We start from the raw sequence: 24,681 nt of genomic DNA on the forward strand, positions 1-24,681 counted from the left end.
AAAGAGGTCAAAAGAATGAAACGACAGGATTTTTATTTTGATTTACCGGAAGAGCTGATCGCGCAGGATCCGCTTGAAGACAGATCCAGTTCCAGACTGCTTATTCTTGATAAAAAAACCGGTGCGACCAGTCATCATATTTTCCGTGAGATTAAAGATTACCTCAAACCGGGAGACTGCCTTGTGATCAATGATACCAAGGTCATCCCGGCGAGACTGATCGGTGAAAAAGAAGGAACCGGCGGAAAAGTCGAAGTTCTTCTTTTAAAACGAAAAGAAAATGATGTCTGGGAAACACTTGTAAAACCAGGAAAGAAGATGAAACCCGGAGCAAGAGTCAGCTTCGGGGACGGTCTTCTGAAAGGAGAAGTTCTGGAGGTCGTAGAGGAAGGAAACCGTCTGATCCATTTTGAATACGAAGGAATCTTTGAAGAGATCCTGGACCAGCTTGGACAGATGCCGCTTCCGCCTTATATTACCCACCAGCTGGAGGACAAGAACCGTTACCAGACCGTGTATGCAAAGCATTCCGGATCTGCGGCTGCTCCGACGGCAGGACTTCATTTTACACCGGAGCTTCTGGAAGAAATCAAGGCAGAAGGAGTGGAGATCGCACATGTAACACTTCATGTCGGGCTTGGAACCTTCCGCCCGGTAAAGGCAGACGACATTCTGGATCACCATATGCATTCTGAATTTTACCGGATCGAGGCATCTGAGGCAGAGAAGATCAACCGCGCAAAAGAGAGCGGACACCGGGTAATCTGCGTCGGAACGACAAGCTGCAGAACGGTAGAATCCGCAGCAGATGAAAATGGAAAGCTTAAAGAATGCAGCGGATGGACAGAAATCTTCATCTATCCGGGCTATAAATTCAAGGTACTGGACTGCCTGATCACAAACTTCCATTTACCGGAGTCAACGCTGATCATGCTGGTAAGTGCACTTGCCGGAAGAGAGCATGTGCTTGCGGCATATGAAGAAGCAGTCAGAGAGCGATATCGGTTCTTCAGTTTTGGTGATGCGATGTTTATACAATAGACTCAGAATCCGACAAATGTGAGGTTATGTCAGGGAACAGGAAATAATAAGATATTAACCGGAGAACGGGATTTTTCAGGTCGTGTACGACTTTGAAAAAGCCTGTTCTCCGGTTTTGTATAGGTTGGAAACGATTGAGATTAAAAATTTTATTGAAGGAATGTCCATGGAAAATGCTGTTTTATCCGGCAGAGATAAACGGAACAGATTTGCCGATTCTGCAAAAATATAGTAAGATGATGTATGTGTCAAACGTATAAATTGCATAGCAATGAAGCAATCGGGGCACATACTAAGATGAAAAAGGCTATAAAAACAAGAGCACAAAAGGAGACAGAAGATGGACTACGCAGAATATATCAGAGAACGAAACGAAAAAAATAACTTTGCAAGACTGATTGACCTGAAATTAGATGAAGTGACGGAGCATGGTGCAATTGCAAGCATGCCAATTACAACAAAGCATTTGAATCCGTTCGGTGCGGTACACGGTGGATGTCTCTATACGATCGCAGATGTGGTTGCCGGAAGTGCAGCGAATGCACATGGAAAACCGGCGGTAACACTGGATTCGGATTTTCATTTTCTGCGCGCAGGGATTGGAACCACGAAGTTGGTCGGAATGTCAAAGGAACTGAAATGTGGGAAAAAAGTTCTGGTATATTATGTGGAGATCGCGGATCAGAATGAAAAGGTTCTGGCTGAAGGAACCTTTACTTATATGGTGATCGATAAGAAGCAGGATGAGCTTGGAAAATAAAGTCAGGTGGATATTCGTAGTTTGTTTTGCTGTTTGATTTGGTTAAAAAGCGGACAGAAATTCATTGATAATTGAGGAGAAGCAGAAAATGAGCATATTTGAGGATGCAGCAATTTTCCGTGGTGTCACAAAGGAGGATGCCAGGCAGATGCTGAACTGTCTGAATCCGGTAGAAAAAACCTATAAAAAAGATGAGATCATCTATTATGCAGGAGATGAGGTCACTTCGATGGGGGTGGTCCTTTCCGGCAGTGTGTTTATTGAAAATGATGATATCTGGGGGAATCACAGTATTCTGGACCGGGCTGGCAGAGGCGAGATTTTTGCAGAAACTTATGCCGCGATTCCGGGACAGAAGCTGATGGTCAATGTCGTTGCGGCAGAAGAAGCAAGGATTTTATTTCTTGATGTGGGAAGGATCCTGAAAGTCTGCTCCAATTCCTGTGTATTTCACCATACACTGATTGAAAATCTGCTGAAGCTTTCCGCAGAGAAGAATCTCCGTCTGTCGAAACGGATTTTCCATATTTCATCAAAATCAATCCGGGGAAGACTGCTGTCGTATCTGTCCTATCAGGCTATGGAAAATGGGAAGAAAGAATTTGATATCCCGTTCAACCGGCAGCAGCTTGCAGATTATCTGAATGTAGACCGATCCGCGATGTCAAATGAGCTTGGGAAGATGCAAAGGGATGGACTTATAGAAGTGGATAGGAAACATTTCCGTATTATTGGCGAAACGGATATATAATCGATATGAAAAATGGAAAAATAACGGAAATAAAATGGATAGATAGTTGAAAAACGTATACTAATATGATAGAGTATAATTAAATAAACAGATGACAGAGAAGGGGAAATACGGATGACGGTAGATGAGATGAAAGAAAAGAAGAGGCAGCTCGGATACAGCAGTGAGAAACTTGCAGAGTTGTCCGGTGTTCCACTTGGAACGGTTCAGAAGATATTCGGTGGATTTACGAAAGCACCGCGATATAAGACTTTACAGTCACTTGAGAAAGTCTTTGCAGAGGCAGAGCAAAAGGAAGATTTGAGTACCGGAGCTTATGTTCCAGGAAAGCAGAATGTGATGATGGTACATGAACCAGCGGCGGCATATCATACCGACGGGAGGAAAGATCAGGGAGGATATACGACGAAAGATTATTTTGCACTTCCGGAAGATGCAAGGACGGAGTTGATTGATGGTGTGTTTTATGACATGGTTTCGCCAAGTGTCATTCATCAGTTGATTGCCGGACAGATTTTCGTACAGCTGAACGTTTTTTTGAGAAAGAAAAAAGCGTCCTGTGTGCCATGCATTGCGCCGGTGGACGTACAGCTGGACTGTGATGACCGGACGATGGTACAGCCGGATGTACTTGTTGTCTGTGACAGGGAGAAGATTAGGAAATCTGGGATATTCGGGGCGCCGGATTTTGTAGCAGAGATTTTATCAAAGGCAACCAGACGAAAAGATATGGTGGTCAAGCTTGCCAAGTACGCACAGGCAGGTGTCAGAGAATACTGGTTGATCGATCCGGATAAGCAGAACGTACTGGTATACGATCTGAAGAATATGGAATTCCCATCCATTTACGGATTTGATGCGGAGATACCAGTTACGATCTTTGGCGGTGAGTGTAAGGTCAATATGCGCGATATCCAGGAATACATGGAGAATGTATGTGGGTTAGGATAAAAGAAAACCATTGCAGGAGAGATGTGATTTCATCAGATCCTGTAATGGTTTTTGCGTATACGATGAGTAAAGTGCAGATTTGTGGAATTTATCTTTCCAGTCCGTGTATCCAGTCTGACTTTAGGAAATAAATCAGAAAAGCGATGGAACTGAGCGCCCAGGTTATCGGGTAAGCCCAGAAGATCATCTGAATGGACGGGATGAATTTTAAAATAATTACGATATAGGAAACTCGGATCAGACACCAGCATACCAGCATGACATACATCGGGACTGTGGATTTACCGGCTCCGCGCATGATTCCTGCCATACAGTGTGAAAAAGCAAGCAGGAAGTAGAAAAAGGTGTCCGTGTGTGCCTGCATGGTCCCGTAGTGGATAACTTCTGCGGTGGAACTGAAAGCAGACAGAAGCTGTGGAGCGGTAAAATGCACGCAGATACCGATCAGCTCAGAGATCGTAAGGGAACAGATCACACCGAATACAGCGCCCTTTTTAGCACGGTCATATTCTTTTGCGCCCAGATTCTGACTGATAAAAGTAGTAAGTGCCAGTGCAAAACAGGTGATCGGAAGGAATCCAAATCCCTGGATTTTCATATAAGAACCACATCCGGCAACCGCCATTTCCCCAAACTGGTTGATATTTGCCTGGACGAATACATTTGCCAGGGAAATGATCGAGTTCTGGAGTCCTGCTGGCAGACCATAAGAAATGATCTGGCGGAGCATATAGGAATCCAGATTGATCCGGTTCAGATGAAGCCGAAACTCCTCCGGACTGCGAAGCAGCTGTACCATACAGAGAATAGCACTTAAAAACTGTGAAATGACAGTTGCAAAAGCGGCAGCACCTACACCAAATCCAAGACCTGCGATCAGTACAAGGTCAAGAATGATATTCGTTACCGAAGAAACGATTAAGTAGATCAGAGGATGGGTACTGTCACCGACGGACTGCAGAATACCGACAAAGAAGTTGTACATGACGAAGGCAAGTGAGCCGGTAAAGTAGATCCGGAAATAAGTAATCGAGTTTGGAAGTACCGCCTCCGGTGTTCCCATAAGCACCAGGATCTGTGGTGCGGCAATGATACCGACAATGGTAAGGATCACGCCGCAGATCAGTCCGAAGCCAACGGTTGTATGGATGGATTTCTGCAGATTCGGAATGTCTCTGGCACCGTAATATTTGGCAACGATGACACCGGATCCGATGGCGATTCCATTAAAAAAACCGACCATAAGAAAGATCAGATTACCGGAAGAGCTGACAGCGGCAAGCGCAGAGCTTCCAAGAAAATTTCCAACGATCAGAGAGTCGGCGGTGTTATATAGCTGCTGAAAAAGGTTTCCCCAGAAAAGCGGGATCGCAAAAGCAACGATACGCTTCCAGATGGAGCCTTCTGTCATCAGTTTTGCAGAAGATTTTGACATAGAATATTTCCCCCGTTTCTTAAGTCATTACTTTTTAGTATAGAATGTGGCAGGGAGAAAGTCAATGAAAATGGGGGAGGGATGTGAAGTCTATAGAGAATAGAATTTTTATAGCCACCAACCACGTTTTGGTGGCTGGTGATATTCATTATAGATAGTTTGTTTGTATTATATTTTTATTTTAACAATTCAGCCAGATAATGTTCATCTTTTCCGTGAGATCCATTATATTTTTTATAGTCATTGATACATCGAACCAGTAAAGCCGGATTGTTACCAAAATATTCTGTATAAAATGCAGTACTGTTATCATATTTTTTCTTACCCAATTTGATGTTAGCCTTTGCAAAATCTTTGGGTTTCATTCCGGACTTTACTTTTTCATAAGCGCCGGTCAGCTGTTCTGCAATGATGAATAGCATTTCTAATTCAGGTTTTGTACAATATTTTTCAACGCTTATAATTTTGGATTTATACTCTGCCGGTATTTTCAGTTTATCGCTTTGTTTATCGCCTATGCGATATATTTTTACTTCGCCTGGATACAAGTTTAATTCTGTTCTTACCTGAGCGGAGGAGTGGATCTGTCTTGCGTGATAGGGAGTCAATCCAAGTAAATCGTCTTCTGTAAATTTCAGGCAGTTATTTTGCAAAAGGATATTTATAATTTCTTTTTCGTTTGGTCCCTCACACATAATCAATAATTTCATTTCTTTAATTCCTTTTTTAAAGCCATGAGTTCTTCGTAATTAACAGCTGTTTGAAAAACATTATTGTAAAACTGTCTGCTTTTCAATAATTCCGGTCTTACGGCATAACCACGATACATATTGGTAAGGTAGACCTTTTCATTTGATTTTGCGATAAAAATATTATCCTGCCGATTAAATAAATCCAGTAGTTCGCAATAATGAGTTGTAAATATTAAGGTTGCCTGATGTCTGTTTACAGATTTATCTTTGTATAAACTAATCATGTTTTCAACCAAAGTCTTATGAAAATGGTTTTCTATTTCGTCTACGATCAGATCAAATCCATTTTGCAATGATGCGACAACTAAAATATATAATAACATACCTTTGGTTGTTCCGCTGGAAAGAAGATACAAAAGTTCTTTATCAGATACCACTTTTTCCTGACTACAAAATAAGATTCTGTAATTATGGTCATCTAACTTTTGTAAATCAGAAATATTTTCATCGAAAATGTTAATTACATTGCTTAAAATATCTGTTGAAATATGAAAATCCTTTAGTGAAGCGAAGAGCAGTCGATAGGTATCTATTCCTTTTCCAAAACTATCAAAGTAAATGGCTCTTGTTGCTTTCTTTTTCAGGATAAAAAATATTTTGGAAGTATCTTCGGGAAGTTCGCCTGCGATTTCTACATCTTCAAAGCTATTGTCAGCATAGATTTCTTTTACTTTACTTTTAAAGTATTTTTTTCTGCGAATTTTCTGATTTGTGAAAATAGCTTTACTTCCAATAGAGTCAGCATTTTTGAGAATGGTTTCATAACGATAAATATATTCATCGTAATAAAAATCCATTAACAATTCAACACCATCAAAACTGTATGATTTAGATTCTAAACGAAAGTCTTCCAAAATTGAAAAACATGCATCCAGAAGCTCTACTGCTGTTGTTTTTCCAGAAGCATTTTTTCCTACAAATGCAACTGTGTTGTACGTGTATAATCCTTCTGTAATCTTTTGTAATTCATATTCTTTATCTTCGGCTGTTTTTTTTGATTTTGCTACAAAATCAATTTCAAAATTTTCCGAACAGTTTTTGAAATGCTTCGCTTTTACATGTAATAATTTCATTGTTTTTCACCTCATTTCTATATAAGTATACCATTTTACGCAAATTTAAACAATGATTTTGTTTAAAAATAATTCTGTAATTATAACTATAGCTTGTGGTATAGGATGGACTATAGTCAATAGTGTGCCCTTTTATTTGAAAAAGAATTATGCTATAGGATTAAATTTATTACGATTTGATGGTATAATAATTTCAAAATCAGAGAGGTATTAAAAGGAATGGAAAAGGACAAAAAGATCATAAACAGATGTAGTGAATGCGGTCTTTATAAGACACCTCAAACAGACATTTGTCCAGAATGTGGAGGTATAATGGATCTGGCGATTAAAGGGGAAGATTTATCCTGGAGTTGCAGACAATGCAGTTATAGTCTTGCGACAACAGCTCAAAAACCATGCTATTGGGATAACAAAAAGTTTGCGAAAGAATGCTATCCACAAATGGAAAAATGTCCTTATGCGGAAAAATAATTTATGGTTAAGGAGAGACTAAAATTGACACTGGAAGAAGTATTTTATAACTTATCTGATGAATATGGAGAAAAATTTAATTGGCGTTTGATTCCATTAACCCAATCAGGAAGAGGTATTTTTATTGACGAATTAAAAAAAGAAATTGGTAAAAACCATTTTTTATACAATAAAAGAGTCTGGGCGGTTGCAAAATGTGAATCAGGCAATAAGGTTTTATATCTGACAGGAAATGAAAAAGGAGAAGACACCTATTATGTTTTTAATTTAACATATTTAGAGCACAATACCGGAAAATTTCCAGACTATGAAGAGCTAGGAGACCTTCATGCAGTGAAAGAATATATGGAAAAATGTAATAGATAAAATTTCAAGAGGACTTGTAAGACCAAAACCTTACAAGTCCTCTTCTTCATCTAACAGCTTATCCTTCATGAAACCGCGAAAGAAACTGTTTTGTTCTCTCTTCACTTGGATTTTCAAACACCTGACGTGGATCACCCTGTTCGACAATGCGTCCGTCGTCCATAAAGATCACATGATCGGCGACGTCACGGGCAAATGCCATCTCATGGGTTACGATGATCATCGTCGTATTCTGGTCAGCAAGCTCGCGGATAACTTTTAATACTTCTCCGGTCAGCTCCGGGTCCAGTGCAGAAGTCGGTTCGTCAAAGCAGAGGATATCCGGCTGCAGGGCAAGTGCCCTTGCAATAGCAACTCTCTGACACTGCCCACCGGAAAGCTGATGCGGATAATTGTCCATCCGGTTATCCAGTCCCATCTGTGTCAGAAGAACCTTTGCCTGTACCTCGATGGCGGTCAGGATTTCACGTTTTCTTTCTTTAAAGTCTGGCTGCTCTGCGGCGAGAAGCTTTTTAGCAAGCATTACATTTTCCAGAGCGGTATACTGCGGAAACAGATTAAAGTTCTGAAACACCAGACCAAAATGTAGTCGTTTTTTACGGATCACAGATTCCTGTGTGGTTGCCGGGACAGAGGCGTCAAAAAGTGTCTCGCCATTTACCCGGATGATTCCGTTATCCGGACGTTCCAGAAAGTTCAGGCAGCGGAGAAGCGTTGTCTTTCCACTTCCGGAAGATCCGATGATGGAAACAGCCTGTCCTTTTTCCAGGTTAAATCCAACGTCTTTTAAGACAGGAGTCTTATTAAAAGATTTACTGATATGTTCTACTTCTAAGATTGGCATAAATATGAATTCTCCTTATCTGAAATATTCCAGTTTCTTTTCAAGGCGTCCGAGAAGAACGGTCAGGATACCGTTGAAAATAAGATAATAAACAGCGGTAAAGAACAGCGGCCAGATGGCACCGGAGATGCCATGTGAGCCTTTCATAAATGCCTGTCCTGCCCAGATAATCTCCTGCAGCGCGATAATACGTGCAAGAGAAGTATCTTTTACCAGGGTGATGATCTCATTTGACATCGGTGGTACGATGCGTTTGATCATCTGAAGAAGTGTGATCTTGAAAAAGATCTGATGCTTTGTCATGCCAAGTACAAGACCGGCTTCTTTCTGACCTTCCGGAACACCCTGGATTCCACCGCGGTAGATTTCTGAAAAATAGCAGGCGTAATTGATGATAAAAGATACGGCTGCTGCAAGGAATCGTCCTGCTTCACCACCACCCCAGATCGGGTTATGTAAGACCAGCCCGGGGAAATAGTAGATGATCAGAAGCTGGATCATCAGCGGGGTACCGCGGATCACCCAGACGATCAGTCTCGCAAGCCAGCTAAGAGGCTTGAAATGAGACATGGAGCCAAAGGCAATGACCAGTCCGAGAGGAAGGGCGCCGATCAGCGTCACAATAAATAATTTTAAAGTTTGTAAAAAGCCGACATTCAGTGCGGACACTACGACCGGCATTTGTTTCATAATCAGATCCATAAAAAGTTCCTGCCTTAAATATTATTTCTGCTCAATGATGGCATCCTGAACCCCATAGGTTTCAGCGCATTTCTTCATAGAACCATCATTGTAGCTTGTCTTGAAGAATTCGTTCAGTTTGTCTGCAAGATCGGAACCTTTGCGGAATCCAACACCATATTTTTCGGTAGTAAGTTCAACGGTGTGAGTCAGATTTTCGTATCCGGTACCTTTTCCGACCATGGCACCGGCCATCAGAAGGTCGATGACTGCAGCATCAGAGGTTCCGGCTGCAACTTCCATCAGGGCATCAGACTGTGAAGAAACCGCAGTGTAGTCATATCCTTCTCCGCTTACAGCTTCTTCTCCGGCACTTCCGGATTCAACTGCAAAAGAAAGATCCTTCAGACTGTCTTTGTCCTGATATTTGTCTGCTTTATCAGAAGGAACAACCACTACCTGCGCATTGTTACAGTAAGCGGATGTGCATGCCATTGCGCTGGTTACTTCATCAGTAAGTGTCATACCGTTCCATACACAGTCGATTGTCTTTCCGTCAAGTTCCATGACTTTATTGTCCCAGTCAATCTCTACAAATTCAGCATCAACGCCAAGACTTTTTGCAAATGCTTTTGCCATATCAGCATCAAAACCGATCCATTCATCGTTATCATCTTTGTAATCCATTGGTTCAAAATCAGTGATTCCAACTACCAGGGTTCCTTTGTCCTGAACGTATTCTACATCGCTTTTGGATGCTTTTTTTGAATCATCTGAAGTTTTTGTATCGGAAGATGAACCTCCGCATGCTGCAAGGGATAATACCATTGCTGAAGTAAGTGCAAGTGCTGTTATTTTTTTCATAATAATCTCTCCTCATATACTTTCAAAAAATGTCACGTCACTATATTATCAATCTACCATACTAAAGTCAACCAAAACTTGCTATTTACTTTCTTTTTTGATAAAGATACAATAAGAAATACAGGAATTACTGTAGAAAGAGTAAAACAGAGGAATATAAATATATGGAAACAAATGAGATTATTGTTCACCATGCGACGGAGAATAACCTGAAAAATGTATCCATCCGGATACCAAAGCATCAGATCACAGTATTTACCGGAGTATCAGGTTCCGGGAAATCTTCGCTGGTTCTGGATACTCTTGCGGCGCAGTCACGCAGGGAATTAAATGATACTTTTCCAAGCTTTGTACAACAGTATCTTCCCAAATACGGAAGACCGCATGTGGAACGGATCGAGAATCTGCCGGCAGCAATTGTGATCAATCAGAAAAAGCCGGCTCCGAATCAGCGGTCAACAGTTGGGACCTATACGGATACCTACACACTTCTAAGACTTTTATTTTCAAGAGTAGGACAGCCTTTTGTCGGTTATTCGGACAGTTTTTCTTTCAATCATCCACAGGGGTGCTGTCCAAGATGCAACGGACTTGGGGAAGTGACAGATCTGGATGTACACAAGCTGGTAGATTTTGATAAATGTCTGAATGATGCCGAAGTGATCCATTATGTGGCATTTGAGCCGGGGCAGTGGAGATGGATCCGTTATGCAAACAGCGGATTGTTTGATCTGAATAAGAAGATTAAAGACTATTCCGAAGAAGAACTGGAACTGTTTTTATATTCACCGCAGATACGTCTTAAGAACCCACCGGAAGGCTGGCCGAAAACTGCGAAATATGAAGGGCTTGTGCATCGGATGTACCGCAGTGTCTTAAATTCAGAAGAAGGAAAGCTTCACAGGGAGCTATTGGATCCGATCACCAGTCATGGAGTTTGTCCGGAGTGTAATGGGGCAAGATTGAATCAGAAGGTGTTGTCCTGCAAAATTGACGGGAAAAATATTGCTGATGTAATAAAACTTCCATTATCCGAGCTATGTGCGTGGATTGACCAAATAGAAGATCCGCTTGCAAAAGATATTCAGGATACACTGCATACCAAACTGTCTGCACTTATAGATATCGGACTGGGATATCTGTCTCTGGACAGAGGGTTATCTACTTTATCTGGTGGAGAAATCCAGAGATGCAAGATTGCAAAATGCCTAAATTCCTCGCTTTCTGATTTGTTGTATATTTTGGATGAACCGAGTGCAGGGCTTCATAATCATGATATTGAGCGGATGCGCCGTGCACTGGAAAAATTGAGAGATGGTGGAAATACGGTTGTTCTGGTGGAGCATCACCGGAAAATGATTGAGATGGCCGATCACATTGTGGAAATGGGTCCGGAACCGGGAATGGCCGGTGGAAGAGTTTTATTTGAAGGCAGTTATAAGGAACTCTTAAAGAGTGATACGCCGACCGGAGAAGAGATGCGGCTTACTACTTCTCTGAAAGCAAAGGCAAGGGAAGCGAAAGGAATATGGCGGATGGAGCATATCCATCTTCACAATCTGAAGGACATTACCATCGAATTTCCAATAGGAAATCTGGTTGTGATCGCAGGTGTTGCCGGATCCGGAAAAAGTTCTTTGATGGAAAGCTTTTACCGCAGTATGGGAGAGGATGTGGTGTTTGTAAGCCAGCGCGCTGCAGGTGCAAGTCTCAGATCCACTCCGGCGACCTATCTGGGAGTCGCAGATGAAATCCGGAAAATATTTGCAAAGCGGTGCGGTCAGAAGGCATCTTTGTTCTCTTTTAACGGTGCAGGAAAGTGTCCGGCATGTAAGGGAAAAGGAGTGATCGTATCGGATATGGCATTTATGGATGACATCGAGACGACCTGTGATGTGTGTAAAGGACTTCGGTATTCAAAAGAAGTTCTGCAATACGAAGTAGAAGGAAAGAACATTGCGGAAGTGATGGATCTGACTGTTGCACAGGCAAGGGAATTCTTCCGGGGGACAAAGATCAGTGAAGCGCTGGAGCCTCTGGAAAAAGTAGGACTTTCCTATCTGCACCTGAATCAGGCACTTTCTACTTTATCAGGCGGAGAGTTGCAGCGAATGAAGTTTGCTTCCTATCTCGGAAGTAAAGGTCGTATTTTCATTCTTGATGAGCCGACAAACGGACTGCATATCAAGAATGTTAGGAGTCTGTTAAAGCTTTTGAACCAGATGGTGGATGAGGGAAATTCCATTTTTGTTATCGAACATAACATAGAATTTATCAAATCCGCTGATTATGTGGTAGAATTAGGACCAGAAGGCGGAGATGCAGGAGGAAGACTGCTGTTTGCCGGTACACCGTCTGAGATGAAAATGTGTGAGAAATCTGTCACGGCAGAATATTTATAATTGTGAAAGATTTGCAGAAACAGAAATATTTACCAAATAGATAAAAGAGAAGGAGACGAAAGCTATGAAACTAATGATTGCATCAGATATCCACGGATCCGCATATTATTGTCTGGAAATGCTGGATGCGATGAAAAAAGAATGCCCGGACAGACTGTTACTTCTGGGTGACATCCTGTATCATGGACCAAGAAATGATCTTCCGCTGGAATACGAACCAAAAAAGGTAATCAAAATGTTAAATGAAGTCAAAGAGAAATTATTCTGTGTACGCGGAAACTGTGATACAGAGGTAGACCAGATGGTACTGGATTTTCCGATCATGGCAGACTATGCAGTGATCCCGTGCGGAAGCCGCCTCATCTACGCCACCCACGGTCATCATCACAACGTCATGACCCCGATCCCAATGCAGCCAGGCGATATCCTCCTCCACGGACACACCCATGTACCAGCCTGGGAACCATTCGGAAACGAGAACCTCTACCTCAACCCAGGCTCCGTCTCCATCCCAAAAGAAAACAGCGCCCACAGCTACATGATCCTGGAAGACGGTATCGCCAAATGGAAAAACCTTTATGGTGAAACCTATCACGAAATGATGCTATAGCTATTGTGCTAAAGAACAAGAAAGTATAGAATTTCATTAACAAATGAAAACATACACTCCCTGAAAAAGTGGAAAACTTTTATCTTTGCGAAGAAGAGCCAGAACCTGAAAAATATTGAACAAAATAAAACCCCACAAATTGTCGACATTCGCCAATATACATCCTCCGAATTTTGTAATAAAATGAAACTAAGAAAAGCAAAGGAGAACCTAACAACATGAGAGCTTACGAAAGATTTTTAAACTACGTTCCGGTATGGACAACCAGTGATGAGACAAGCGATACTGTCCCGTCAGCAGACAGAGAGCTGGTACTGGCAAGAATGCTTGTAGAAGAGATGAAAGGTCTTGGAATCGCAGATGCAAGAGTGGACGACAAGGGATATGTATATGGACACATTCCTGCAACTCCTGGATGCGAAGACAAGCCGTCGCTTGGTCTGGTTGCGCATATGGACACTGTGGCAGATGCATCAGGGGAAAATATAAAGCCACAGATCATTGAGAATTATGACGGGAAGGACGTTGTCCTGAAAGGTTCCGGAGATATTCTGAAAGTAGAGGAGTTTCCGTATCTTGCAGAATTAAAGGGCAGAACTCTGATCACAACTGACGGAACCACACTTCTTGGAGCAGATGACAAGGCGGGAATCGCTGAGATTCTTACCGTGGCAGAAGAGATCATCAAAGAAGGACTTCCGCATGGAAAGATCTGCATCGGATTTACACCGGATGAAGAGATTGCAAGAGGAGCAAAGCATTTTGATGTAGAAGGTTTTGGTGCTGACTATGCTTACACTTTGGACGGTGATGAGGAAGGCGAGATTCAGTTCGAGAACTTCAATGCATCGACTGCATTTATCACTATTCACGGTGTCAGCGTACATACGGGATCGGCAAAAGACGTGATGGTTAATTCACAGACCATTGCAACCGAAATCCACCAGATGCTTCCGGTAAATGAAAGACCGGAGACAACCGAAGGATATGAAGGATTCTATCATCTGGTCAGTGTGCAGGGAAATGTGACAACGACTAAGATGAAATATTTTATCCGTGATTTTGATCGCAGATCTTTTGACGCAAGAGCACAGAAACTTCGTGATATCGCAGAAGAGATGAATAAAAAGTACGGCGAAGGAAAAGTAGAAGTTGAGATTGTAGAATCTTATTACAACATGCGCGAAAAGATTGAACCGTGCATGCAGCTGATCGATTACGCAAAAGCAGCGATCGAGCATGCTGGTATTACACCGATCGTGTCACCGGTACGTGGGGGAACAGACGGTGCAAGACTCAGCTTCAAAGGACTTCCGTGTCCAAATCTTGGAACAGGCGGACATGCATTCCATGGCGTATTTGAGCATATCACGGTAGAAGGAATGGATAAAGCAGTCCTTATTGTAAAAGATATCATTAGACAGTTTGCAGAATAAAGGGGAATTCAATAGAATTAAAGGAAAGGTATTGAGCATACAGCGGTTCTTCAGCAGCTTACCTGGCTGAATTCCGTATGTATGCCGCTTCGTTATGCCTGGGTATTTGTGGCTTACATTGCGCTTCGTAAGGCATATGACCGGATCCCGGCAGAATACCGTTTTGTGAAAAATCAGAAGATCGCATACTTTTTCGGCGGATGGTGTTTATTTGTGACACTGATCTGTTGTATAATGGGAATGTATAACAAAGATCCATTTACCTTTGCAATGAATGTAATCACACCGGTAGTGCTGACTGCACTTGGAATTATCATGCCGAAGTTTGCCGAGCGTGAACGTGCAAAAGAATCTGGAAAATAAAGGGCTGAAATGCCAGGAGGAACATCATGGAGAACCAGACAATTAAAGAACTCACATCATTTATAAAGAACTCGCCGACTGCTTTTCATGCAGTAAAATCAATCCGGGATATTCTTACAAAAGAAGGATTTCAGGAGCTGAAAGAGTCGGAAAAATGGAAAATAGAAAAAGGCGGAAAATATTATGTGACCCGCAACCATTCCAGCATTCTTGCATTTAAAGTCGGAAACCAACTGGATGAGTACAGCTTTCATGTAACTGCGTCCCACAGTGACTCACCGACCTTTAAGATCAAAGAGAATGCAGAGATTGAGGTGAAGAAAAAATACACCGTTCTGAATACAGAAGGCTATGGCGGAATGATCTGCTCTACCTGGTTTGACCGTCCGTTATCGGTAGCAGGGCGCGTGATTGTAAAGACGGACAGTGGAATGGAGACCAGACTGGTCAAGGTAGAAAGAGATCTTCTGATGATTCCAAGTCTTGCAATCCATATGGACCGCGCAGTCAATGAAGGCCGTGCGATCAACAAACAGGTAGACATGCTTCCGGTTTTTGCCGGATCGGCAAAAGAACCAGGTGAGATGAAAAAACTGATCGCAGAAGAACTTGGCGTAGAAGAAGAGAAGATTTATGGTATGGATCTGTTCCTGTATAATCGGATGAAGCCATCTGTATGGGGAAGAGAGAAGGAATTTTTATCCTGCCCACAGCTGGATGATCTGCAGTGTGCGTTTGCGTCACTGAATGGTTTCCTTGCAGGAGAAAATGCAAAGAATATCAATGTATTTGCCTGCTTTGACAATGAAGAGGTTGGATCAGGAACCAAGCAGGGAGCAGCATCGACATTGTTGTCGGATGTGCTTTGGCGGATCAATAAGGCACTGGGAAAGGATGAGGAAGATTTCTATCGTGCAGTTGCCGGAAGTTTTATGCTGAGCTGTGATAATGCACATGCAGTACATCCGAATTATCAGCAGAAGACGGATGTAAATAACTGTAACTATATGAACGAAGGAATCGTGATCAAATCTCATGCCGGTCAGAAATATACCAGTGATGCAGTAAGTATTGCGATTTTCAAGGCAATCTGCGAAAAGGCAGGTGTACCGGTGCAGTTTTTTGCCAACCGCTCGGATGCGGCAGGCGGAAGTACACTGGGAAATATTGCGATGGCGCAGGTATCCATGAATACCGTGGATATCGGACTTCCGCAGCTCGCAATGCATTCGGCTTATGAGACCTCCGGTGTAAAGGATACCGGTTATCTGATCGAGGCATCCAAAGAATTTTACAGCTGTCATATCAAGACAGCAGGTGATGGTGTGTTTGAAATTGTATAAAGAAGTATTTGCAGGGAGTTCAGGAAGAACTCTCTGCAAGTTTTTCCGAATCTGGAAGAAGGCATATTTCGCAAGGAACGATAGAAAAGTAAAATTCAGAGTGCATTCTAATTTTTTTATAGACAGGAAAGAAACTGTCCTGTTATAATAATTATGGTGTCAGATTATCGAAATGGCAGAGAATGAGTAACAAGGTTGGGTAAAAGGAATGGCAGAATTAACATATCGAACACTAAGGGAAAATATTGCAGATATTATCCGGAAGAGGATCATTTATCAGGAGCTGGAGCCGGGACAGAAGATTGTGGAACAGGATCTGGCAAAGGAATTTAAGACAAGCAGGGCTCCGATTCGTGAGGCACTTAGACAGCTGGAGAATGAAGGGCTTATAGAATATGTAAGAAATGCAGGATGCTCTGTAAAAGAAATTACACTGGAAGAATCATTTGAAATTTACCTTATGCGGGCGAATTACGAAACCATGGCAGTGAAGCTGATGGGCGGAAACGTTCCGGAGGATACCATTTGCCGGATGGAAGAAGTGCTGGAAAAAATGAAAAAACTGGATGAAGAGCAGTTTGACCATGTTTTTGTCTATGATAACCAGATGCATGGACTGCTTGTAGAGATGACTGGTATGACAAGGCTCTATAAAGCATGGAAAGAGCTGAATTATGGAAATATTGTTACGGGTTTCAGCCTGAGCACGGATAAAAAGCGTGTGTTAGAAAGACAGTATCCGATTCATAAAGAACTGGTGGATGCCTGCAGGGAAAAGAACAAGGAGAAGATCTGTCACGTTCTTTCCGAACATTACATGAGAACGATCCGAAGGCTTTTGAAAGAGCAGGGATTGTCGGAAGAGGATTCAGGATTTTCATTTGATTTTCTTGTCTAGGATACAGAGAGAGGTTACAGGATTTACATAGTAGTAAATGGATAAATATTAATAATGAAGAGATGTGGATAGTAATATTCCACATCTTTTTTTGCTGTGTTTTGTTGAATTATAACAAAAAAAGAGTGTAAGAAATGAGCTGTATTGAAAAAGTGGTGATGTTATGCTATATTACTTATAAGAAATGGCGATTGTCGACAGTCGCCAAAACAGAAAGGAAATAAAAAGTAATGGGAAAAGCACAGACTAATGAAAAACATCCAAAAGGCTTTTATGCCTGTTGTATCACATTTATGTTTGAACGCCTGGCATTTTACGGAGCAAAGCCAATCTTGCTTCTATTCCTGATCACTGCAACTTTACAGGGTGGTCTTGGTATTGAGCGAACAGATGCGGCAGTAATGGCAGCGAATCTGACAGCGTATACCTACATGGCACCGCTGATCGGAGGAATTATCTCTGACAGATGGCTGGGAGCGAGATATGCGATCTCTCTGGGATATATTATCATGGCAATCGGATATCTGGTAGGCTGGAAGGCAACAGGTCCGGGAATGGTCAATCTGATGATCATTCTTGTATCGATTGGAACCGGTCTTTTTAAAGGAAACTTAAACGCTCTGATCGGAAGACAATATCAGAACAAAGAGCTTCTGGATGCTGCATTTTCCATTCAGTATTCTTATGTAAATGTTGGGGCTTTCGTAGGTTCACTGCTTACCGGATTTTTGTATCTCCACTTGTTCAAAAAAGGCGATGTACTTGGATTCCGTCAGTGCTTCTTTGTGGCATCGATCTGGTGCATCGTTGGTCTGGTATGGTTTGTGCTGAACTGGAAAAACCTTCAGGGACAGGGTGTGAAACCATTCAAGTATCTTACGGATGAGAATGGAAATGTGATCGGGTCTACCGAAAAGAAAGAAGATGGAAAGAACGACAAGCAGCCACTTACAAAATTGGAAAGAAACCGTATGATAGCGATCATCCTTGTATCGGCACTCTCCGTTATCTTCTGGCTGTTCTACTATCAGCAGGATCTTGCGCTTGTCATTTATATGACCGATTATGTGAAGATGAGTATTGGCTCTTTTGACATTCCGCCGTCATGGGTTACTACTACATGGAACGGACTTTTGTGTGTCGTTCTTGGTGGTGTGATGGCAGCTATCTGGAAGAAACTTGCAGAGCGTCCGCAGGGCGATATGAATATGTTTAAGAAAGTAGCACTTGGCTTCCTTTTTGTAGGACTTTCGTTTGGAGTAATGGTTGTATGTGAACTGGTTCGCGGAGTTGGCGCAGATGCTTCTGTAAAAGCAAGCGTTTTCTGGCCATTCCTGTTTGTAACGGTTATTACAATCGGAGAGATGTGTTTCTCACCGCTGCGTAATGCATTTGTAAGTAAGTATGCGCCGAAGAAATATCTCTCACTTCTGATGGGAGTTATCGCAATTTCTACATTTGGGGCAAACAAGTTAAGCCCGTTTGTACAGGCATTTATTGAAAAATTTGATGTGTTCCCTGTATTTGTTGGAATCACAGTCATTATGTTAGTATTTACAGCACTTATCTTCCTGGCTAACAAGAAACTGAACAGCCTTGTTGAAGGGAAAGAAGAAGCTTAAATGGTTCTGTCAAAAAGAGAAAAAAGAAGTCCGGTGATCAAAGGAAAGATCACCGGATTTTCTTTTAACCGAGCATTTCGATAAATGCCCCGAGTCTTGTATTGATCTGTGCCTGGTCACCGGAAGAATAGTCTGTATTGATCGCAATATACGGAAGTCCTTTTTCTTTGGTGACAAAGGTGCGGATCGCATCGGATTCAATGGCAAAGGTATGACATGCCTGCAGAAGAACCTCAACGACACCATCTACCTGATATTCGTCAATCTGGGTATCAAGTGCCTCGAGACGTCCCGGGTTCGGACTCATGACCGAACAGTTTACACGAAGATATTTTTCGGCGATTGCAGTGATTGGATCCTTTGTCTCATCAATCGGATCTTTTTTCTCACGTGGACCGCAACAGTTCTCAAAGCCGACAACATCTGCTCCGAGTTCTTCAATCTGGCGTACAATTTTGTCGATCACGCCGGTAGTCGGACATCCGGTAATGAGAACCCTCGGACGGGATGGTTTGCCTTTATATTCCTTTTCATAAAGCTCTTTAAGCTCGGCGGTACGGTGTTCCAGGTATTTGATTTTTTCTTCCAGATCAACCGTGAATTCGTTCGAGGAAATAACCGTGTTGATCTCATAACCGGTAATCGGAGTCGGCTTTAAGCGTCCGATCTCAAAGAAGTCAAGGACGGCCTTGCGTTCCCGGTTGCGAAGATGGATCGCTTTGCGGATCTGTTCATCTGTGATCTTTATGTGATAGAAATCCTCCAGATCTTCTTTGACGCTGATTACCTCCTGTTTCCAGAATTCCAGCGCACCGCGGCCTGTTTTTCCTGGCGGAAGCTGCATAATATGGCAGTGCTTAAGCTCAGACATCAGTTCATACATTTTCTTTTTGCCATCACAGGTTGTCTCTGCGAGTACCATGTCCGAAAAATAGAAGAATGGACAGCGGTCAGCGAGAGCAGCACCATAGCTTGCCTTGATCAGAGGACAAAGGTTCTGTGGCAGTCTGGTCTCTGCGATCGGGATATTGTCATCTCCGATTCCGCAAAGTACAACTGCAGCTGCGTCTGCAGCTTCAATCAGTTCCCATGGGGTGTAGGTACAGAAAACTCCGACAATTCTGCGCCCGGACTCTTTCAGTTCTTTCATTTTCAGAAAAGCATTCTTTCTTGCTTCCGGATAGGTTTCAAAATCTTCCGGTAATTTTAAATTGGTCATTTTCAAATCTCCTTTTTTATAACTGATAGTTTTATCATAAGTGTTTTTAAACGAGATGTATAATTGATAATTTTTATAAAGAAGGAAATTTAAAGATGTTTTCAATGGAAATTCTTAAGAATTCATGATGCCAGGAGGATAGCATTGTGATTGGATTCAAAATAAGGTATATTGAAAACAGGAACATAAAGTAGAGCGAAAAGAAAAGGAGAACATTTATGGGGGCATTGATTCATATAGAAAATATGAAGAAAATCTACAATCCGGGTGAGAATGAAGTCCGTGCGCTTGACGGGATCGATCTGGATATCGAAAGAGGAGACCTGGTTGCGATTGTGGGACATTCAGGTTCGGGGAAATCAACGCTGATGAATATGCTCGGCTGTCTGGATACACCGACTTCCGGCAAGTATGTTCTGGACGGGCAGGATGTGGCGAGTATGACAGATAATCAGCTTGCAGATGTGCGGAATAAAGAGATCGGTTTCATTTTCCAGGGATTCAACCTGATCAGTAATCTGGATGCAGTTGGAAACGTAGAGCTTCCGCTGGTATACCGCGGGGTGTCAAAAAATGAGAGAAAGCAGCTTGCGATGGAAGCCCTGAAAAGTGTCGGACTGGAAGACCGGATGAAGCATAAGCCGAATGAAATGTCCGGAGGACAGCAGCAGAGAGTTGCGGTGGCAAGAGCGGTTGCCGCAAAACCGCCGATCATTCTTGCCGATGAGCCGACCGGCAATCTGGATACGAAGTCAACACAGGAGATCTTGGAAATCCTGAAAGAACTGCACAGGTCAGGCAGAACGGTTATTATCATCACACATGATGAAGAGATCGCCAGTCAGGCACACCGGGTGATCCGGATACTTGATGGCAGGATTGAAGAAGATTATTGTAACAGTTAATGCACAAAGTTAAAGTTTATTTTAGATTTCAACTAATCTTTTAAAATGCAACATTTTCGTTTACCTTTCCAGCTAAATGCGGTAAAATAAAAGAAAAAGGGATCTGGCATCAAAAGCCAGATGAGACAGGAGGGTTTTTGTATGAAGATGATTATGGCAATCCTGCATAAGGATGATGAACTGGAAACGATAGAGGAACTGAATATTGCCGGATACATGGTAACAAAGCTGGCTACAACCGGTGGATTTCTGAAGAAAAAGAATACCACGATCATGGTCGTAGTGGATGATGAGAAGGTAGAAGAAGCACTTAAGATCATCAAGAAGAATTCTGGCGAAAGAAAGACGATCACTTATGCAAACCCGGCATTGATCTCAGGACAGAGCAGCATGAGCGCAGCACCATCCGTTCCGATCAATGTGCAGGTAGGCGGAAGTACGATTTTTGTACTGAACGTGGAGCAGATGGAGAAATACTAAAGTTTATGGAAATTGTAATCTTGAGTTTTACAGATGCAGGCTGTCAGATGGCCTGCAAAGTCAGAGAGAATTTCATACAAAGCGGATACCGTGTCGAAGTGTATACTTTGACACGGTTTTGCAGATTATACGGATTTCATGCTTTTCCGGAAGATAAGAAAAGCTGGATAGGCAGCCTCTGGGGAGAGAAGGCTTTGCTTTTTATCGGGGCAGCAGGAATCGCAGTGCGGATGATCGCCTCTCACGTGAAGGACAAATTTACCGATTCGCCGGTTCTGGTGCTGGATGAAAAAGGAAGCTATGTGATTCCGCTTCTGTCGGGACATGTGGGCGGAGCTGTAGAGCTTGCAAAGGAAATCTCGGAGCAAATAAATGCGCAGGCAGTACTTACTACAGCAACGGATGTGGAACAAAAGTTTGCGGTAGATGTATTTGCAAAAAGCAATGATCTGGTACTGACAGACCGGAAAAAGGCAAAGGAGATCTCAGCTGTGGTTCTGGATGGGAAAAAGATTGGATTTTATAGTGTATTTCCAGTAGAAGGAAAGCTTCCGGAGGAATTAAAGCTATGTGAAACAGAAGAGTTTCTTAGAAACTATCCATATGGAATCCGGATTGCAGGAAGAAGTGGCGAAAGACGGGAAGAAGAGACGATTCTGGACCTTCCGCCGAAGAACCTGGTGCTGGGAATCGGATGTCGCAAAGGGATTTCCGAAGAAGAGATCCAAAGTGCGGTCAATGAGGCAAAAAAGATCCTTGGATTTACAGAAAAGGAAGTTATTGAGATCGACAGTATTGATCTGAAAAAAGAAGAAGAGGGATTACTTTCTTATGCGGCAAAGTGGAAGCTTCCATTTTACACGTTTTCAGCAGAAGAGTTGGGAAAGGTTAAATGTGTCAGCTCTCATTCGGAGTTTGTCCGGAAGGTCACAGGTGTGGACAATGTCTGTGAGCGGGCGGCGATCCTTGCGGCCGGAGAGGATGGCAGGCTTCTGATGCCGAAGCAGTGCATGAACCGGGTGACAATAGCAGTGGCAGAAAAGAAGGTAAGGATCAGAATATGAAGCGGATTTTAATATTTTCAGGGACAACAGAGGGAAGGCGGATTACGGAATTTCTGGATGGAAGAAATGTAAAAGTTTATGTCAGTGCCGCAACCGAATATGGAAAAGAATGTACCGGAGAGCATGAGAATGCGGAAGTCTTTTTTGGACGTATGGATCAGAAGCAGATGGCAGAGATGATAAAGGAAAAGCAGATCGATCTGGTGATCGATGCAACCCATCCTTTTGCACAGCTTGTGACTGGAGAGATAAGAAGGGCCTGCGAAATCTCAGGTGTGAAGTATCTGCGTTGCCTGCGGGAGGAGATGGAAGCAGTGCCGGATGAAGCGGATAGGGTGATCTGGGCGCAGTCGGTTGAAGATGCGGTGGAATATCTGCAAAATACAGAAGGAAAGATCCTGATTACCACCGGAAGCAAGGAACTGATAAAATATACAAAGCTTACGGATTATAAAGAGCGTTGCTTTGCGAGAGTCCTCTCTACGGAGCAGGCGGTTATGGAGTCGGTCGCGCTTGGCTTTGAAGGAAAGCATCTCATTGCAATGCAGGGACCATTTTCAAAGGAGATGAACGTGGCTACGATCCATCAGACAGGTGCGAAATATTTTGTGACCAAAGAATCGGGAAAAGCCGGAGGCTTTGGAGAAAAGGTACAGGCAGCAAAGGAAACCGGGGCAGTTCTTGTTGCGGTAGGAAGACCAAAAGAAACAGGCAGAACATTTTCAGAAGTTTGTAAATGGCTGGAAAAGAATCTGTAATAAAAGTTCAGAAAATAGTTATGGGGAGATAAAGTCAGAGATCAGAAAGGCAGATGGGGAAGATGAATCTGACAGATTTGCATTATGTAGTTGAAATCGAAAAGAGTGGGTCAATCTCAAAGGCGGCGAAGGAACTTTATGTGGCGCAGCCAAATCTTAGTAAGGCGATCAAGCATCTGGAGCGGGAATTTGGAATTTCTATCTTTGAGCGGTCCTCAAAAGGGGTTAAGGCGACAAGAGAAGGACAGAAATTTCTGGAGTATGCCAAAAGGATCATTTACGAGATAGAGGAAATGAAAAGGGACTGCAGTGATCTGGGGAAAGAAAATCTCTCATTTAAGATTACTGTTCCGAGGGCAAGTTACATTTCCAGTACATTTGCAGAGTTTATTGGAATGCAGAGCAAGGAAACGGCGATCAAAGCAGAATTTCAGGAAAATAGTTCTATGCATGCCATTGAAAATGTGTTGCAGAACGGGTATTCTATGGGGATCATCCGGTATCTGTGCGAGAATGAATCTTATTTTCAGTCGCTTCTTGATCTGAAAGGACTGAATGCAGAACTTTTAGCAGAGCTTCCGTATGTGATCCTAACTTCTGCGGATGGTGATCTTGCAAAGAGGGAGTTAAAGACAAGAGAAGAACTGGAAGATGGTGTGGAAATCCTGCATGGGGACTGGAAACTTCCGACCGGAGAATACACTGAGCTGAGTGAGAATGGAGAGTCGCTTCATCCACACAATAAAATTTATATTTTTGAAAGGGGAAGTCAGTTTGATATTTTACGGGAAGTAAAAAACAGTTATATGTGGGTATCGCCAGTACCGGAAAAAATAAGGAAAAAGTACAATCTGGTGCAGAAGCATGCCGGATTTTCCGGACAGATGATCCGGGATGTGCTGATCTACAAAAAGGGTTATCAGAAAAAATTGTATGAAAGAGAATTTATTGAGCATTTAAAAGAAACAATTCGTGAAATGATGTAAATGAGAGCAGAATGATATATCGAACCAAGATATATCTATTCTGCTTTTTTTGTGCATTTGAGGAGCTGGGTACACATTTATCCGTCTATTCATAAATACTAATACTTTTTACTCTTATATTATCATATATTGGAAAATATATAGCTATCATATATGAAACGTATAAACGAAAACTATAGATGTATGTTATAATGTCATAAAAATAATAGAATAATAAGAAGAAAATGTACAATATGACGAAGGAGGAAATGGAATGTTAGATGCATCTTATTATCAGAAAACGGATGAGATCATTGTCATGCATACAAGGGAGGAACGCTCACTGATACCGATCATTCAGGATATTCAGGAGGAATACCGTTATCTTCCACCGGAACTGCTTACCTATGTTGCAAAACAGATCGGGATTACAGAGGCAAAAGCGTACAGTGTGGCAAGTTTTTATGAGAATTTTTCATTTGAACCGAAAGGAAAGTATGTGATCAAGGTCTGTGACGGAACAGCCTGTCATGTGCGTAAATCCATTCCGATTCTGGAAGCGCTGTATAAAGGAGGGCACTGAAAAACCTACCGCTTTAAATTTCAAATTATAATGCACATATAAAA

The 24,681-nt window shown here is 42.4% G+C and carries 25 protein-coding genes and 1 pseudogene; 19 read left to right on the top strand and 7 right to left on the bottom strand.

The features are described from left to right. Positions 1–15 precede the first annotated feature (15 nt). The 4 genes from queA to G4407_RS08760 all read left to right on the top strand — a co-directional run bounded on the left by queA (position 16) and on the right by G4407_RS08760 (position 3,503). Complete coding sequence (gene queA / locus G4407_RS08745; protein WP_173688567.1) at positions 16–1,041, top strand: tRNA preQ1(34) S-adenosylmethionine ribosyltransferase-isomerase QueA; 1,026 nt, start codon at positions 16–18, stop codon at positions 1,039–1,041. 340 nt (positions 1,042–1,381) lie between these two features. Beyond that, positions 1,382–1,801, top strand: coding sequence for a PaaI family thioesterase (locus G4407_RS08750; RefSeq protein WP_173688568.1), 420 nt, complete (start codon positions 1,382–1,384; stop codon positions 1,799–1,801). Positions 1,802–1,889: 88 nt separating this feature from the next. Then, positions 1,890–2,552 (top strand): Crp/Fnr family transcriptional regulator, encoded by a 663-nt coding sequence (locus G4407_RS08755; protein WP_173688569.1) that lies wholly within the window; start codon positions 1,890–1,892, stop codon positions 2,550–2,552. 114 nt (positions 2,553–2,666) lie between these two features. Beyond that, on the top strand, positions 2,667–3,503 hold the full coding sequence (locus G4407_RS08760; RefSeq protein ID WP_173688570.1) for a Uma2 family endonuclease: 837 nt from the start codon (positions 2,667–2,669) through the stop codon (positions 3,501–3,503). Positions 3,504–3,591: 88 nt separating this feature from the next. Here G4407_RS08760 and G4407_RS08765 read toward each other — a convergent pair whose 3' ends face one another. The 3 genes from G4407_RS08765 to G4407_RS08775 form a co-directional block, all read right to left on the bottom strand. Beyond that, entirely contained in the window at positions 3,592–4,938 is a 1,347-nt protein-coding gene (locus tag G4407_RS08765) for an MATE family efflux transporter (RefSeq protein ID WP_173688571.1), read from the bottom strand. Between the two features lie 176 nt (positions 4,939–5,114). Continuing rightward, positions 5,115–5,648, bottom strand: a complete 534-nt coding sequence (locus G4407_RS08770) for a GNAT family acetyltransferase (protein WP_173688572.1) — start codon at positions 5,646–5,648, stop codon at positions 5,115–5,117. Next, complete coding sequence (locus G4407_RS08775; protein WP_173688573.1) at positions 5,645–6,763, bottom strand: AAA family ATPase; 1,119 nt, start codon at positions 6,761–6,763, stop codon at positions 5,645–5,647. Before G4407_RS08775 ends, G4407_RS08770 begins: the two co-directional genes overlap by 4 nt. 219 nt (positions 6,764–6,982) lie before the next feature. Here G4407_RS08775 and G4407_RS08780 point away from each other — a divergent pair, with 219 nt between their 5' ends. Together G4407_RS08780 and G4407_RS08785 are read left to right on the top strand one after the other, a co-directional pair. Then, positions 6,983–7,234 (top strand): hypothetical protein, encoded by a 252-nt coding sequence (locus G4407_RS08780; protein WP_173688574.1) that lies wholly within the window; start codon positions 6,983–6,985, stop codon positions 7,232–7,234. A 24-nt stretch (positions 7,235–7,258) separates the two neighbouring features. Next, a complete protein-coding gene (locus G4407_RS08785; RefSeq protein ID WP_173688575.1) occupies positions 7,259–7,600 on the top strand; it encodes a hypothetical protein in 342 nt (113 codons plus the stop codon). A 58-nt stretch (positions 7,601–7,658) separates the two neighbouring features. Here G4407_RS08785 and G4407_RS08790 read toward each other — a convergent pair whose 3' ends face one another. Genes G4407_RS08790 through G4407_RS08800 form a run of 3 tightly spaced genes read right to left on the bottom strand, consistent with a single transcriptional unit; the run spans position 7,659 to position 9,989 of the window. Next, positions 7,659–8,444 carry an amino acid ABC transporter ATP-binding protein gene (locus tag G4407_RS08790; RefSeq protein WP_179963132.1) on the bottom strand — a complete coding sequence of 262 codons (786 nt, stop codon included), beginning with the start codon at positions 8,442–8,444 and terminating at the stop codon, positions 7,659–7,661. Positions 8,445–8,459: 15 nt separating this feature from the next. Then, positions 8,460–9,146 carry an amino acid ABC transporter permease gene (locus tag G4407_RS08795; protein ID WP_173688576.1) on the bottom strand — a complete coding sequence of 229 codons (687 nt, stop codon included), beginning with the start codon at positions 9,144–9,146 and terminating at the stop codon, positions 8,460–8,462. 21 nt (positions 9,147–9,167) lie between these two features. Further along, complete coding sequence (locus G4407_RS08800; protein WP_173688577.1) at positions 9,168–9,989, bottom strand: transporter substrate-binding domain-containing protein; 822 nt, start codon at positions 9,987–9,989, stop codon at positions 9,168–9,170. 164 nt (positions 9,990–10,153) lie between these two features. Between G4407_RS08800 and G4407_RS08805 the strand changes: the two genes are divergently transcribed. The 7 genes from G4407_RS08805 (at position 10,154) to G4407_RS08835 (ending at position 18,663) form a co-directional block, all read left to right on the top strand. Then, the gene (locus G4407_RS08805; RefSeq protein ID WP_173688578.1) at positions 10,154–12,391 is read left to right on the top strand and encodes an ATP-binding cassette domain-containing protein; all 2,238 of its coding nucleotides are present in this window, start codon (positions 10,154–10,156) and stop codon (positions 12,389–12,391) included. A gap of 64 nt (positions 12,392–12,455) precedes the next feature. Further along, positions 12,456–13,001, top strand: coding sequence for a phosphodiesterase (gene yfcE, locus G4407_RS08810; RefSeq protein ID WP_173688579.1), 546 nt, complete (start codon positions 12,456–12,458; stop codon positions 12,999–13,001). Positions 13,002–13,219: 218 nt separating this feature from the next. Continuing rightward, positions 13,220–14,437, top strand: coding sequence for a peptidase T (gene pepT, locus G4407_RS08815; RefSeq protein ID WP_173688580.1), 1,218 nt, complete (start codon positions 13,220–13,222; stop codon positions 14,435–14,437). A gap of 81 nt (positions 14,438–14,518) precedes the next feature. Then, on the top strand, positions 14,519–14,800 hold the full coding sequence (locus tag G4407_RS08820) for a hypothetical protein (RefSeq protein ID WP_243259145.1): 282 nt from the start codon (positions 14,519–14,521) through the stop codon (positions 14,798–14,800). A gap of 26 nt (positions 14,801–14,826) precedes the next feature. Further along, positions 14,827–16,143, top strand: a complete 1,317-nt coding sequence (locus G4407_RS08825; RefSeq protein ID WP_173688581.1) for a M18 family aminopeptidase — start codon at positions 14,827–14,829, stop codon at positions 16,141–16,143. A gap of 208 nt (positions 16,144–16,351) precedes the next feature. After that, entirely contained in the window at positions 16,352–17,041 is a 690-nt protein-coding gene (locus tag G4407_RS08830; RefSeq protein ID WP_173688582.1) for a GntR family transcriptional regulator, read from the top strand. Positions 17,042–17,271: 230 nt separating this feature from the next. Next, positions 17,272–18,663, top strand: a complete 1,392-nt coding sequence (locus G4407_RS08835; protein ID WP_173688583.1) for a peptide MFS transporter — start codon at positions 17,272–17,274, stop codon at positions 18,661–18,663. Between the two features lie 64 nt (positions 18,664–18,727). Here the strand turns inward: G4407_RS08835 and G4407_RS08840 are convergent, their stop codons facing one another. Further along, positions 18,728–19,882 carry a double-cubane-cluster-containing anaerobic reductase gene (locus G4407_RS08840; RefSeq protein ID WP_173688584.1) on the bottom strand — a complete coding sequence of 385 codons (1,155 nt, stop codon included), beginning with the start codon at positions 19,880–19,882 and terminating at the stop codon, positions 18,728–18,730. Positions 19,883–20,100: 218 nt separating this feature from the next. Between G4407_RS08840 and G4407_RS08845 the strand changes: the two genes are divergently transcribed. From G4407_RS08845 to G4407_RS08870, 6 genes and pseudogenes are all read left to right on the top strand, one after another. Then, positions 20,101–20,787 carry an ABC transporter ATP-binding protein gene (locus G4407_RS08845; protein ID WP_274597651.1) on the top strand — a complete coding sequence of 229 codons (687 nt, stop codon included), beginning with the start codon at positions 20,101–20,103 and terminating at the stop codon, positions 20,785–20,787. 141 nt (positions 20,788–20,928) lie between these two features. Further along, positions 20,929–21,267 (top strand): cyclic-di-AMP receptor, encoded by a 339-nt coding sequence (locus tag G4407_RS08850; RefSeq protein WP_173688585.1) that lies wholly within the window; start codon positions 20,929–20,931, stop codon positions 21,265–21,267. A 5-nt stretch (positions 21,268–21,272) separates the two neighbouring features. After that, entirely contained in the window at positions 21,273–22,331 is a 1,059-nt protein-coding gene (locus G4407_RS08855) for a cobalt-precorrin 5A hydrolase (RefSeq protein ID WP_173688586.1), read from the top strand. Continuing rightward, positions 22,328–23,089: a precorrin-6A reductase gene (gene cobK, locus G4407_RS08860; protein WP_173688587.1), complete on the top strand. Its 762-nt coding sequence runs from the start codon at positions 22,328–22,330 to the stop codon at positions 23,087–23,089. Before G4407_RS08855 ends, cobK begins: the two co-directional genes overlap by 4 nt. A gap of 62 nt (positions 23,090–23,151) precedes the next feature. After that, positions 23,152–24,075, top strand: a complete 924-nt coding sequence (locus tag G4407_RS08865; protein WP_173688588.1) for a LysR family transcriptional regulator — start codon at positions 23,152–23,154, stop codon at positions 24,073–24,075. Positions 24,076–24,328: 253 nt separating this feature from the next. Then, positions 24,329–24,625 (top strand): annotated as a pseudogene (locus G4407_RS08870) (NAD(P)H-dependent oxidoreductase subunit E); the annotation flags it as partial. Positions 24,626–24,681: the final 56 nt, after the last annotated feature.

This window comes from Allocoprococcus comes (assembly GCF_013300725.1).
GTDB lineage: Bacteria > Bacillota > Clostridia > Lachnospirales > Lachnospiraceae > Allocoprococcus > Allocoprococcus comes_A.